Here is a 14244-nt window from a genome sequence, read left to right on the forward strand (position 1 = left end):
TCACTATTCTAGGCTAACTCTCATTATCCCACGAACGGAATTGCAAAGATAGACTCTATCTGCAAACTGTAAGTCGGCGATGGTGAGAGTTTTTTCTTTTAACTTTCCTTTTTTCAGTAAATACTCTCTCATGACTCCGGGCAATGCTCCCGATGACAGGGGTGGAGTATAATATTGATTATCCTTCTTAATAAATAGATTGTAAATCGAAGTTTCTACTACTTCTTCTTTTTCATTTAAAAATACAAAATCCATAAAGCCTTCTTTCATAGCTCGTTTATATTCTTCATTATAAGTTTTACGAATGGTAGTCTTATGAGACTGGAAAATGTTTTTAGAATTAATACGGACTTGACTCAGTTTAATTCTTCCAAGAGATTTCTTTTGAATTTGTATATTAGAATGTTCTAATTGAAGTTTCCCATCCCGAAAGAGTTCTAGTCTAAGCTTTACTTTAGATGATTTATCTATTTTGTCCTTACTATATTGAGTGATAGCATTTACAATCTCCTCTTCGTTGTAAGAAAATCCAAAGAAGTTAGCGGATTTTTCTAGTCTTTGTAAATGTAAAGAGAGTAGAGTAGGCTTGCCGTTTCGTAAGAGTATACTCTCAATTAGCTGCAAAGGTATTGCACCTAATAAAAACCTCTGTTTAACAATGCATTCTTCGTATTCTCTTTTAGGATTCGAATCCCATACGATTCCACTTCCAACTCCCATCGTTCCTTTTCCATTTTCTAAAACAATTGTGCGTATGGGTATATTGAAAATAGCCTCCTCTTTAGAAATAAACCCAATCGCTCCAGTATATACATCTCTGAACGTGGATTCCAATTCCTGAATGATTTGCATGGTTCTATATTTAGGCGCACCGGTGATAGAGCCTCCGGGTAGGAGTGCTTTGAATAATTGGTAGTAGTCTACACTTTCCTTCAAAGTGGATTTTACTGTCGAAGTCATTTGAAAGAGAGTTTCGTATTTTTCTATCTGCCTTAATTTCTCTACCTGAACTGTGCCGAGCTTTGCAATCTTACCAAAATCATTTCGAATTAAATCTACTATCATACTATTCTCAGCTTTTGTCTTGGAGTCCTGACTTAGTTCTTTCAGTAAATTTCTATCGTCTAATTCGGATTTTCCTCTTGGGCTTGTTCCCTTCATCGGTCTTGCTAGTAGAGTATTATTTTTACGTTTAAAAAATAATTCGGGAGACAGAGATAGAATTTGCCTTTTGCCGTCATGGACTATCGCCGAGTAGGCGACTGGCTGTCTTTTCTTTAAGGCTTCGTATAGATGGAAAGGATTTCCTTCCAAATCAAAGCCTACTCGAAAGGTAAAATTAACCTGATAGGTTTCTCCTCTTTTGATATAGTCTAGAATTTTGAGAACTTTTCCTTCATATTCGGCTTGGCTCAGATTCATGGAAAGGGAATGAATTGCAAAAGAGTCCTGTTGCGGCGAAATGGAATTAGCCGTAGACTCTGTAATTCGTGGATTCTCATATACACCAAACCAGGCAAGCGGAAATGCAAATGGAAAATTCTCTAAGGGACGGCGAAAGCCTTCCTCGAATAAATACCCCGCCTCGTAGGAAAGGTATCCTGCCAGATAAAAGCCTCTCTCGATATAAGAATCTATTTTTTTTATCAGGCTTTCCAGGTCGTTAAATGTATTTGCCGCAAGCACTTCTACCGGCTTTGAGAATAGAAAGGTTCTAGTTTCGTCCTGCGAAGGCAGAGTTGTTTCGAGTAAAACTGAATTTGGTTGTGCTAAGGCTAGTTCAGAATCCATATTTCTGCTCATTTTAATTTTTAGAACAAAAAAGTATATTGACAAAATCTGAAAAGGAGTATACTGAGCGAAATTTTTCTAGGGGGAAATTATGGCAGAAGCCAAACAATTATTTAACCAATCCTTTACAGTTTTTGACGCAAAGAAACAAAAACGTAAAAAGGCAAGAGTTCGGCTGAGCACTCCTGGCTCCTTTTATTTAAACACGCATAAGCATAGAGTGAATAATTGTCATTTAGTCGATTTAGGAACGGGTGGTCTAACCATTCAATCCGGAAGCATTCTTTATATCGGTGATGGCATCACGGTAGAATTTGAACTCAACAACCAAAAGCTTCGCATCCCCGGAGTAGTCGCCCGCGCCACCGGCAAAGACTACGTTGTGCGTTACGACGAGTTGCCCCCCTTTGAAACCGATGTCATACAAGACTATATCCACAAAGTATTTTTTAGAGATGATAAGGGGAAGGAGAAGAAGTAGGGGCGACATTTTGTTACGCGAGAGTTAAATATAATAATTCTCGCGCCCTTGTTGCGGCTACGTAGTATTTAGCGCGCTCTAAGATCTCAGGATTATCCGTTAGACTAGAAACTTCCGAACAGGCTAAGATAATTACTCTAAATTCAAGTCCCTTAATTCTTTCCATACTTCCAATTCGAATGCCTTCAATTTTGTCTTCTGGATCATCTTCTTTTGATTTTAATTCTATATGAGAAATATTTTTCTTAGTCAATTCTTGCACAATGTCTTTTTTGTATGGTGTGATACAAATCTCGTGCGCTAAAAAATTATGAACTTTCAGCAATTCTTCTACCCATTTTCCAATTTGAATCGATTCAGATTTTGAATCCTTAACATGTGCTATAATTGGAGCGGGTCCACTTAGATAAGATTGCTCTCCTTGCTGTTTGACTTTATCCCCTTCAAAGTCACTAATATCTAAACCGGAAAGAATAGAGTCCGCATATTTTCTGATTTGTTCGCTCGTTCTATAGTTGATTTTGAGTCGATATGATCTTCCTCTCGTTTCTATACCACCCCGACTGAGCGGAAAATGTTTTTGGTAAATTCTCTGATTTCCATCGCCTGCCAGTGTGAGAGTGTCCGTCTTTCCTATGCTGTTTTTATTGAGTGCTGCTACGAGTCGAATGGATTCTAAACTAAAATCTTGAATTTCATCAACTAGAATATGAGTAAACGATTTATATTTTTGATTCTCCACTAAGAGTCTTGCTTCATGAATAATTCCATCAGGAGTAAATTTATTTCTATTCTTTAATTCTAATTGAAAATGATTAAATACTGCCCAGAGTTTTTTTCTATCCTCTCTCTTTAATGGTTTTTGTCCGGTTCTAGCGACAGTTAGATAGGCTTCTTCCGAATCAATTCCGTTTGAATCTACGATAACTCGGTATTCTTTTTTTATTTCTTCTAAAGTTAGTGGCAAATAAGAATTATCCGCATTAGGTATAATGTTATTCCAAATAGATTCTTGCTCGGTTGGTTCAAGAACAGCTTTATGCAATTGATTGCTAGAACAAATGCTTCGAGCTAAATTATAAAGGCTAATAATTTCAATATTCTTTTCTAGTTCAGGATTCAATTTTTTTATACTGTGTCTAATGGCAATTGCGAGGTTTCCAGTGAATGTTGTAAATAGGATTTTCGGATAATCCGATTTGTATTTATTTGCTAAATGAATTGCTCTATGAATGAGGCAAACTGTCTTTCCCGTTCCTGCAGCTCCGTTAATTAACATAGGACCGTTCATTTCTTTTTTTACAATATTCTTTTGATAGGGATGAAGAAAGACTCTCCATTCTTCCATAGAAGCAAGTAATATCTTTTTAAACTCTTCTTCGTTATCAAATAGGATTAAATCACTGTTAAGTGGGTTATTAATTTCTGGAAAATCTTTTACGATTTCTGTTTTGCTTTCGTCTTTTCCTAATATTTCATAGATTGCCTCATCTACAGTCATCCCGCTTGATAGTGCAATTAGAACCTGCTTACATTCAGTCGGCATATATTCTACAAGGGACAATAATTCTTCATCTGATTTTACTGAGCGGATAGCTGGTATTAATGGTTTTGGAATCCCAGCGGTAAACAGCTCGTTATCCGATAGGTTATCTAATATGTATTTAGGTTTATTTTCATATTTTTGCTTGGAATCAGAGAGCAAAGTTTCTTTTTGAATTTCAATGTCTTTTAAATCTAAGATTTGGAAAGAGCCTGTTTTTTCATGCACATCGAATCGTTTATTCTTTGCCCAGTTGTAGGCTACGTCGTGTTTGTCGATATAAACTAAAAGAAAATTTTCTCCGTGTTCTGGCTTAATTACAATTCCTCTGTATCCATTCGGAAAATCTATTCCGTGCACTTTGGGATCAAGCATGGATTCTTTTAAAGAATGAAGATGAAGACTAGTAGAATACGGATCTTTTTGAAACGTAGTTAGTATATCAGGAATCTTCGCTTGCACAGTGGCAGGCAGGGAAGAAAGCATCTTGAATATATTTTTATGAACAGTTATTTGAGCCATTGTTATTCCTTAATTGAATAAATCTTTGAAAAAGTCTATTCCGTTTTTATATACATCCTCTAAAGTGATAACAACATATCCCGATTCAATCCATGTATTCTTAGTTGGAATTTGTTCTCCGGCTAAAAATACAACTTTTTTCTCCGGTAGTATCCATGCATATTCAGCGAATAATTCTTCTTTGCTGCTCGGTAAAAAGTATTCGGATTCTGGACAGGGAATTTTACTTTCAGCGAATTCGGTTAAAAGATTTTTTAAAGAGGATAGAGAGTCATCAATTATTTTCTGCCAGTCACTCGAAATGGTTTCTTCTTCGGATAAGTTTTCAACTAACTCTTCTAAATGCTCTGGCTTGTAGTTCGATACGGGTATAATTTTAAAATTCTTTAAAAACTGAAATAGATTTGCATTTCCTAAAATATTTCTCCATCTTTGTTTGAATTCAGGACTTGTTACGGATTCATCTCTATCATCGAGCCTACATAGCATAGTTCCTGCAATATTTTGATTTGCGATTTCTATTGATTCAAAAAGAAAAAGAAAATCTTTCCATTCTTGAAAATTGTTTACGATAGAATAAATTTCTTCTTTTGGTTGGACTTCTGATGTTGAACTTCCCTGTAACCAGGCGGTTAAATATGAATTTACCTTATCACTTGCGATGGAAAGTTTACTGGAATTTAAAAATTGAACTTGCACTTTTAATAGAAAGTAAATTGCATCGGGAAGTTTTTTTTCATTACCTTTACTTTCCGTTAAGGCTTCTGGCTTTTGTAAAACTTCTTTGAATTGAGTAAAGCTGTCTCTTAATAAATTTAGAATATCTATTTTATACTTAGATTGCAGGCTCTTACAATTTTGTCGGAAGAAATTAAGCGATTGGCTATCTTTCATGATCCAGTAGTTCAATTCTTCTTTTTCTAAATCATCCCAGGTGATATTCCAAACATAGAAGTTTCCGCTTTCTAGAATAGAATTTCTCTTTTTGAAATCGTCGGCTAATCTATTATTGGGGTTGCAGTGAAATTCAAATCCATCTAGAAAAATGGCTATAGGCTTGCAACTAACGGTCTTACAGGTGAATAAGAAATCAGGACGACACCTTTCCTTTACACCTTCATTAAATGAGAGTTCCGGTTGAATTTCAATTTCCCAGACTAAATGATTTTTATTGGAACTTAGTTTAGTGGTTCTAAAACCATTTTTGCCGTTGACGATTGTTTTTTCCCATTTCCAGTATAATTCTTTTTCGCAAAAAGTTTTTAATTTATCTATAAAGTTTTTTTCTAGAACGCTTTCAAACATTTTGTCCTGATTGATTTCGGAGAAAGACGTTGCGTTTTGTCTATGACTTCCTAGTTCTAATAGTCTATCTAGGAGTCGAATTCCTAATTCGCGGCTAATATGCTTATGACTGTATTGGAGTTGATAGCTTCTGATACAGCGATAGCAACCATCTGTATCGCTTTCGTCTTTTTTTTGTGTTAAATGCCTACACTCACAGGTTTCGAGAGATTGCTTGGCAAAGCGTAAAATCTCCATTATCCCCTCGGCACCTCTTTCCTCTTTGTCTTTTTTTTCAAAGAGAGTTTTTAAATAGCCAGTTCCTCCGGGGACAGTATCCATTAGAATCAAATAATTCTTAATTGGATTTGTTTCATTTCCGGGGATCATCTGGTTGTCTATGATGATAGTTGCCGGATTTCCTTTTAGTTTAATTCGAATTCCGAGACTCAAGCAGGCTTTTAGAGTTTCTACTTCTTGTATTTCTAAAAATGGAATTAGAATACGAATGCATTCCGATTGGAGTTTTCTGTATAGGTAAATATTTCTCCATTTGAATTGATCAAACACCTTGCCTTGAAATTTGGCAATTTCAAATTTTTGATAGATAGAGCAACTTCTTCTATGCTTTATCTTTTCTGGCTTAACACCGTCTAATAGCACTATGCCGCATTCTTCACAGACTTGAAATCCTTTTTCAGAAAGAATTAAATCCTGACCGGCGGATAATTCTGATAAATCAGAGGCATAGCCTGAATTCAAATCACGCATGAGCATGGAAGGACGAAATTCAATTCCAAAGCCTTCTCTTTGATTAATCCAGGCAGTGTTTGTTGCTTCCTCTGTTGTTTCATCGAAAACTCTTGCTGTTTTGTAATAAGCTCTTTCTCTTTCTTCAGCTCTGTCACCGGATAGACTCTCGTAGTATTCAACGTAGGATAAAGCTTTAGAGCGAGAGAATTCTAGAAAATCTTTTTGCTGACCTAGATCGGATTGGCTTTTATCATCGCCTCCGTGACCACATTGGGGACAATGCTTGTTTTCCTCTGTGTGAGAAATTAATTCTACATTTCTAAGATGTCCACAATTTCCACAGATTCCAAACTTTTCAATTAAAGTATCTGTCTTTGAGCCAATGAATAGTTGTTGGATTTGGAATTGTTTGCCATGAGTGTAGAAATGATTGGAAGGGGCTAATTCCTTTATGGCGCTAGAAGCAGGGCGGGTTAGCTCTACAGAATTTTGTTTTTGAGAAGTGTCTCTATTTTTGTTAAAGGTCGTTCCATAAAAACCAACTCCTTTTTCCGGAAATGCGTAATTGGGTAGAAGTCCATTTTCTGTGAGAAGTTCTAATAAGTATTTGCGGCTTAAATTTCTAGAGCGCGTTTGTAGAATGGAGAGTTCTTCTTCTAGTTCTAATTTTAATTCTTCTTCGGATTCATGAATTGTTTTAATTTGCGATTTGACTTTAGCCGCAGCATTTTCGAGTTCCCGTTTTTCCATGTGTAAAGAATTGGAAAGGGAATCTATTTTTTGGAGGATATTCTCACATTTGGTTTCGATTCTAAATTTATCTTTTGTTTCTTCGCTTACACCTGTTTGAAAATGAGATAAGAATTTATTTTGTAGCGCCGTTTCGTTTTGAATGATCCAGGCAAAAAATGTTTGTAGTTTCCCGTTTTTGTCTTTCCAATCGTCTAGAAATTGTTTTACTGTAGAAGGAATATTTGTTAAAACCTGTAATTTCCCCGCTTCATCCAAACAATAGGCGAGATACTGTCTGGCAAGAACGGCAGATGCATCTAGCCAACAGCCCGGAGTTTCGATTTTTCCTTTGAGCATGGCAAGAGGTCTTGCATAAAAGAAAAGATCATGCGGTCTTTGGTTTACAATTGCGATGATAAAAGAAGAGCCACTCTTTCTACCCGCTCTTCCTATGCGTTGCAGATAATTGGAAGTATTCGGTGGAATGGAGCAGAGCATAGTGGAAGAAAGGTCACCAATATTAATCCCCATCTCCATAGTGCTAGTGCAAGTCAGAACATTTGGATCATCTAAGTGTTTGGAACTGATAAAACTTTTTTCTAAATTAATTCTATCGGTAGAATTTAAAAGTCCTGTATGCTCGGAAGCGACTATTCGACGTAAGGCGCCTTTTTTATAACGTGCCAGGTAGTAATTCTGTCTGCGGCTAGGTGTAGAGATAGTGTATTTTCCTTCCTTGTCTGTATGTTCGATAGAAGGAATTCCTATCCAATTCTCTGCTTCTTCGAAAGGTCTTACGAGCAAATGGTCATTAGGCGTTCTAAGAAGAACAATATTGGAAGTCAAATAAGCCGCACTTGTAGATATCGCATAATAAGAAGTAGTCGAATCTTCCTGAACAAGAACGAATAATCCCGATTTAACTCCTTCTGTAAGCAAGAGACGAATCAAATCCAATACAACTAAATCATCTCTTTCGAAATCAGGAAAAAGTCTATAAAACCAAACTAAATGCCAGGCAAGCGGACCCGTTTTAGAAGAAGACAATACATATTCATGTCCTTTCTTAAAATTGGTAACGATGAGTCTTGGTTTTAAAATATAGGGCTCTGCATTTGCCGGTCTTACATACTTTGCAGGCGGATAGGTTTCTCGTTCTGGAATTGCTTTGCCAAATGGGAGTTTGCCCCAAAAATCGTTTGCGGCTAGGCTTGTAAGATACTCATGATAAACTGCCCCTTTTAGTTTGTAACGATGTAAAAACCCATAGAGATAGAGCTTTAATTTTTTATCATCTAAACCAGTTAGGGTCGGAGAAATAGAAGGCATACGGGACTTTAGGAGAGAAATTGTTTTGTCTATGATTTCTTGTTTCCAACCGAGGGCAGAGCTTCCACTTGCTTCGAGAGTTCGGCCATGAGTTTGCATAAAGCCAAATTCACTTTGAATTTCCCAGCGAATTCTAGAATAGAGTTCTTTTTTGACGTTAGGCGGAATATTCTCCAGGCTTTCCCTGTTTCTAAAATCTAAATACGGTTGGTAATTTTGCAAGTCATAGGGAACGAATATTGATAGAGCTTTTTTTAGAGAGCCAGGTCTTCCCGCTTTTTTCTCTGACCAGTAGGAAAGAAGATGCTCTACACTATTATCGAGAAGTAGATTACCGTTATTAGCCTCGATAGCATGTTGCAAACCGGCACGTAGAGTAAAACTATAAGTTCTAGATGAAAAAAATCCTGCCCTGTGAGAAGCATCTTGCACACTATCGGTAAATGCTAATAATTTAGGCTCTGGATTTAGATTGCTACTGAACATTTCATCGAGAGCAACACTGGAAATAGTAGCAGACTGGGCTCCGATGAATAAAACAGATTCTCTAGATTCGCACTGTGGGCATTTCTGGGCACCAACGGCAAATCCATCTTTGTCTTCGGTGTCAAAGTTTGCTTTTACAAAAAAGCCGTTCGTTGAGCCAGAAAGCGGACAATCGCCGTCACCCTCACGAACAACGAGGCTATCCGGAAAAAGTTTGTATAAAGGATGATCCTTGGAATTTTCGTAGGCGGAAATATCCAGACGTTTACTGAGGATAACGATGTGTTTACTTCTTGTCCGGTTGGTTTGAAACCAGGCTCTGTAAACTGAATTGGGATCTTCTACGAGAGCAAATCCTTTTACTCCTTTACTTGTGACAGAATCTTCTTTTGTGATGTCGATTAATCCCACCCAGCCGGTCTCTCCACATTCGCGACAATGAAAGGCAGGAAAAGATTTGATACCGGGTGTCGGTTCATCTAGCCAGGAATAATCGGTATTAGTTGAAAGAACTTTTCCGACTCTACGAAGTTCTCGAATCCAGAGTTGGGATTGGATTCCGAGGAGGTTTAATTTATTATTAAATATTTCAATTTTAGCGCGACCGATGAGAGAAAAAAAAGAACCCATGATAGGTTTAATCTCTTCTAACAAAAGACCTTCTCTTCCGAAAGCAAGCTCTCTTTGGGATAGTCTTTCTATAAATGAATCATAGAGAAGGGGAAACTCTCGATTTACCTCGGCTTGTTCTTGAATCTCCATGATGTATTTGAAGAGTTTAGTAGTGATTAGCCACTTGCCTAAAGAAAGATACCAGGCTTCTAAATCAGCCTGCAATTCAGGCGCCTTCCAGAGTTTAGCCTGTCTAAAAATATAATCTTCTTCGGACTCGGAAATATCAGGCTCTAAGAGAGTGATGTCAGTAGGAATTTCTAAATCAATCAAATCATTCGAGGTGATGATTTCTTCTACTTTCATTCTTTCCTCGGAGATGACAGACTCACTTCCAATGTCTTCTTCAAAAATAGTAGAGGCAAACGCGGATAAGCTGTCCTCGGTAGTTTCGAGAGTATCTAAAGGATTATTTGGATCGCGGTCTAATCTTGACAGATCGCTTTTGTCATCTATCGTTGCACTAGTTCCAACGCATAAAAGATCGCCTTTTTCTAAGCCCAATCTTTCTTTGAGACGACGAATGAGACAGGCAACGTCCGCGCCCTGCACTCCTTCATAGGTATGAAGTTCATCTAGAACCAGAAATTTTAATTCTTTGTTTTTGTTGTATTTCCAGAGGTCTTGGTCATCGGGACGAAAGAGAAGAAGATCTAGCATACGATAGTTGGTAAGTAAAATATCAGGAGGATTTCGTTTTAAGACAGAATGATTTGAAATGCCATGAGTAGGAGCCATTTCTTTATCGCCTTTGTCTTCGGATGCTCCGGGGTCAGATGGATCAAACCAACCTGTGTAAGTTCCAACAGTAATACCGGATCGCAAGAGGGTAGTGTCTTTGTGGATAATACCGGCAATTCTTTTTTCTTGGTCTGTGGCGAGTGCGTTCATTGGATAGAGGATAATCGCTTTTATCCCGTTAATTCCTTTTTGCTTTTCGCGGAGGCAATGGTCTAGAATGGGATAGAGAAAACATTCTGTCTTACCAGAACCAGTTCCAGTAGTGACAATGGCATGTTTGGGAAAATCCTCTTTGGTGTCTAGAAGCCTCCACGCTTTTTGTTGGTGAAAATAGGGATGGTTTTCAACTTTGAATTGAAACGGTGGCTGATAGCTCTTATCCGCAGATCGAAAAGGACGGGAGAGTTTTAACCAGGAGCCTTTGAAGATTCCTTTTTCTTCGTCTGTAAGAAATCGAGAGAAAGCAAGCTTTTCTTCTTGTCCCCGAAATTCAAACGTGGACTCTAAATAAAACAAAACTTGCTCTTTTACATTTTTAGAAATATGGATAGGCAGCATGGGTTATAATTCTTCTGCAATTTCTAGAATGTCATTATACAGCTTTTCACTTAGGTATATGTCAGAAGTCTTTATTTTGTCCAAATATGGTTTTACATTTGTAATTAAATTCTTTCTTTTTGCTCTTAAAAGTATTCCCGAGCTTCCAATGATGTTAATCTTATTAACAAGGGCAACTTTTCTAGCTCGCTTGTCATCTAATAAAAGTTTATCTGCACCTATTTTTTTATATAATGCCATCGCAGAAAGCTCACCGTGTTCGATTGATGAGTCAGTGATTACATAATCGTCTATTGAAATTTTCTCAATTTTATTTTCTAGGAAGATTTGTAGTTTGGCTGATTCTTTCTTTCCCTTTTTTATTACTTCATTGTAAACAGTTTCAGGAACTTTTACCGACGTAAAAAGAATTTCCAAAAAAGATAATGCATCACAAACGGAAAGCGCAATAAGAGCTGAACTATCAGCGACTAATAACAATTAAAATCCTTCCAATTCTTGTAGTAGCTCTTCTTTAGATATTTCTATAACTGGTATGAGATTTTTTTTGCACTCTTTCATGAAATCGTATATATCCAAATTTGAAATAGTTGCCGCTTTAGAAAGAGATACTCTCCCTTGTTTAAAAAGCATTAATGCATAAAATAACAATAACTCTTTTTGAATGGAATTCAAATCTTGCAATATTGCATAGGAGTCCGGAAGTTCGATGGCTATATTCATAATATTCAGTTTTTCCTAGAAATTAAATACAATCAACACATTTTTATTTTTAGATCATCTTGCTTTTTTTATTACGAAACAACTCCAAGAGTGCGCAACTGCATTATGGAACGACCTAAGGAGTGACATTGAGTTTCGTTTTTGTAAAAATTTTCTTAGCACTGACGAAAATTGCCTTACAAGAAAGGGGATATTATTTGTATTCCCCTAATGAAGCTCTTACCTCTTACAAACGATTTTACTTTTAAGGCTGTGTTTTCCAAGCATGAAGATGTATTGCTTGATTTGTTAAATTCCTTTCCTGACTTTGAGGGGGATAATCAAATTAGCTCCTTGAAAGTTTTAAATCCTAGAATTGAAAAGGAAGTAAACTTTCCACTGTTCAAAGACAGAGAAAAATTCTATTGGCATTTTCAGATACGAGATGAGGAAGAGAGGGAAAAATGTTTGACAGAAGATTTTAGTGTTCGCATTATAGAAATACCAAAGTTTGCGAAAGATATTTCCAGGCTAGAAAGCCCTTTAGATTTTTGGGTCTATCTACTCAAAGAGGTCACAAACTTAAAGGGGGAACAAATGAAGACATTAAAGAGAAAGAATCCAAAGATAAAAAAAGCAGTCGTAAGGACTTGATTAATCAAGTCCTTACGATAGAGCCCTTTTTTATATATATTACCACAAAAGACGTGATGAATCACGTCTCTACGTGAAATCAATCCTGCGAATCCTGAAATCCTGTCGTAATCTTTTTCTTTGACAGAGCTTGGCTGTTGGGCGTAAGCGGGCGGAATTAACATGATTAACAGGATTTTGTTTTTTAGCATTAACCAAAATCAATCCTGTAAATCCTGCGAATCCTGAAATCCTGTCAAATTCTTCTTTGTAGGATTTTTATATTTTCTTTTAATCTGAACTGATCTACCAAAATTGATCAGTAAGCCAATTTCTATATTCGTTGCTTTTAAATAATTCACTAATTGAACTTCGTGTGGCTTACCTATATTATCCACAGCCTTTAATTCTAAAATGATACTTTTATTTATCAACAGGTCTGCGAAAAAGTCTCCTACTAATGTTTCATCATAGAATACAGATATTGGGAATTGTTGATCTACCTCGAATCCTTGTTTTTGTAGCTCAATCTTTAGTGAATTTTCATATACCTTTTCTAGAAATCCAAATCCTAAAACATTATGAACTTTATAAGCGCACGCAATTATTGCCTCAGTTAATTCTTCTTGCTCCATTAATCAATCCTGTCGTAATCTTTTTCTTTGACAGGATTAACAGGATGGACAGGATTTTCTTTTTAGTATTAACCAGACATAATCCTGTAAATCCTGATAATCCTGAAATCCTGTCGTAATCTTTTTCTTTGACAGGATTAACATGATTAACAGGATTTTTCTTTTTAGTATTAACCAAACAATCCTGTAAATCCTGATAATCCTGAAATCCTGTCGTGATTCTTTCTTTGACAGGATTAACATGATTAACAGGATTTTTCTTTTTAGTATTAACCAAACAATCCTGTAAATCCTGATAATCCTGAAATCCTGTCGTAATCTTTTTCTTTGACAGGATTAACATGATTAACAGGATTTTTCTTTTTAGTATTAACCAAACAATCCTGTAAATCCTGATAATCCTGAAATCCTGTCGTAATTCTTTTTCTTTGACAGGATTAACATGATTAACAGGATTTTTCTTTTTAGCATTAACCAAACAATCCTGTAAATCCTGATAATCCTGAAATCCTGTCGTGATTCTTTCTTTGACAGGATTAACAGGATGCACAGGATTTTGTTTTTTAGTATTAACCAAAATCAATCCTGTAAATCCTGATAATCCTGAAATCCTGTCAAATTCTTTTATCTTTTCGGAAACTTCTCATAAGCCACGCGATAATCCTCTTCCCTATCCACACCGCGAAACGGCGGATAATACGTCTTTGTCACTTTCTGGGTTCCGTTGTCCACCGACCACGTTATCGTAATTGACCTCACCCCGTCTTTTTCGTTTTTGTCAGACTTATTACGTGTAGCCCCCTCTCCTAAAGGAAGAGGGGACTCACTTCTCCCCCCTTCGTGTCCTTCGTGCTCTTCGTGGTTAATCCCTCTTCTTCTTCCCGAAATTCCTTCCCGCCCGGATCTTTCCTCGTGGTATTCGGAATCCTTCTGCCGCGAGCATCGTAGCGGTCTACTTTTTCGTAGCCGCGTAGGACTGGGAACTGGACGCGGTAAATGGCGATTAGCTCGTCAACGGTAAGTCCGAGCGACAGTGCCACAAGGACATCAATTTCAACGAGAGCCTGACGTCTGGCGAAGTCACTTCGTAGAGGAGTTCTCCACGTCCACTCTGCGGGATTTAATTTCTTCCACGGGTCTTCGAACTCATGCACCAAACGTATGTCGTCTGACGTCCAACAGTCTTTCAAAATCGCCTTCGTCGCCACTTCCTTCCAGAGATCGGCGTAGTATACCGTCAGGCAGTTGAGGCGCAGGGCACGGTGGACAATAGGCTCTACGTATTTTCCTTTCAGGAAGGGGAGGGATTTGAGGTCGGAAGATTGGACGTTAACTTTGCCTTTGATTTTGATAAAGAAATCATACGGCACAGAAAAGCAAGC

10 protein-coding genes are annotated in these 14244 nt (G+C 37.2%); 2 read left to right on the forward strand and 8 right to left on the reverse strand.

The window, feature by feature from the left end; translation table 11 throughout:
• Nucleotides 1–3: 3 nt before the first annotated feature.
• Nucleotides 4–1791, reverse strand: coding sequence for an aminodeoxychorismate synthase component I (gene pabB / locus IPH52_24500; GenBank protein MBK7058153.1), 1788 nt, complete (start codon nucleotides 1789–1791; stop codon nucleotides 4–6).
• A gap of 91 nt (nucleotides 1792–1882) precedes the next feature.
• On the opposite strand from pabB, the gene IPH52_24505 reads away from it, so the two are divergent.
• Nucleotides 1883–2272 carry a PilZ domain-containing protein gene (locus IPH52_24505; protein ID MBK7058154.1) on the forward strand — a complete coding sequence of 130 codons (390 nt, stop codon included), beginning with the start codon at nucleotides 1883–1885 and terminating at the stop codon, nucleotides 2270–2272.
• 13 nt (nucleotides 2273–2285) lie between these two features.
• Here IPH52_24505 and IPH52_24510 read toward each other — a convergent pair whose 3' ends face one another.
• The 4 genes from IPH52_24510 to IPH52_24525 are packed head-to-tail and all read right to left on the reverse strand — an operon-like array spanning nucleotide 2286 to nucleotide 11615.
• A complete protein-coding gene (locus IPH52_24510; protein MBK7058155.1) occupies nucleotides 2286–4337 on the reverse strand; it encodes an ATP-dependent helicase in 2052 nt (683 codons plus the stop codon).
• A gap of 9 nt (nucleotides 4338–4346) precedes the next feature.
• The gene (locus tag IPH52_24515; protein ID MBK7058156.1) at nucleotides 4347–10892 is read right to left on the reverse strand and encodes a DEAD/DEAH box helicase; all 6546 of its coding nucleotides are present in this window, start codon (nucleotides 10890–10892) and stop codon (nucleotides 4347–4349) included.
• Between the two features lie 3 nt (nucleotides 10893–10895).
• Nucleotides 10896–11372, reverse strand: coding sequence for a DUF3368 domain-containing protein (locus tag IPH52_24520; GenBank protein ID MBK7058157.1), 477 nt, complete (start codon nucleotides 11370–11372; stop codon nucleotides 10896–10898).
• Nucleotides 11373–11615 carry a UPF0175 family protein gene (locus IPH52_24525; GenBank protein ID MBK7058158.1) on the reverse strand — a complete coding sequence of 81 codons (243 nt, stop codon included), beginning with the start codon at nucleotides 11613–11615 and terminating at the stop codon, nucleotides 11373–11375.
• A 210-nt stretch (nucleotides 11616–11825) separates the two neighbouring features.
• Here IPH52_24525 and IPH52_24530 point away from each other — a divergent pair, with 210 nt between their 5' ends.
• Entirely contained in the window at nucleotides 11826–12248 is a 423-nt protein-coding gene (locus IPH52_24530; GenBank protein MBK7058159.1) for a PD-(D/E)XK nuclease family transposase, read from the forward strand.
• A gap of 200 nt (nucleotides 12249–12448) precedes the next feature.
• Here the strand turns inward: IPH52_24530 and IPH52_24535 are convergent, their stop codons facing one another.
• The 3 genes from IPH52_24535 to IPH52_24545 form a co-directional block, all read right to left on the reverse strand.
• Nucleotides 12449–12862, reverse strand: a complete 414-nt coding sequence (locus tag IPH52_24535; GenBank protein ID MBK7058160.1) for a GxxExxY protein — start codon at nucleotides 12860–12862, stop codon at nucleotides 12449–12451.
• A complete protein-coding gene (locus IPH52_24540; protein ID MBK7058161.1) occupies nucleotides 12840–13439 on the reverse strand; it encodes a hypothetical protein in 600 nt (199 codons plus the stop codon). Before IPH52_24540 ends, IPH52_24535 begins: the two co-directional genes overlap by 23 nt.
• 229 nt (nucleotides 13440–13668) lie before the next feature.
• Nucleotides 13669–14232, reverse strand: a complete 564-nt coding sequence (locus tag IPH52_24545) for a hypothetical protein (protein ID MBK7058162.1) — start codon at nucleotides 14230–14232, stop codon at nucleotides 13669–13671.
• Nucleotides 14233–14244 lie beyond the last annotated feature (12 nt).

This window comes from Leptospiraceae bacterium (genome assembly GCA_016708435.1).
Lineage (GTDB): Bacteria > Spirochaetota > Leptospiria > Leptospirales > Leptospiraceae > UBA2033.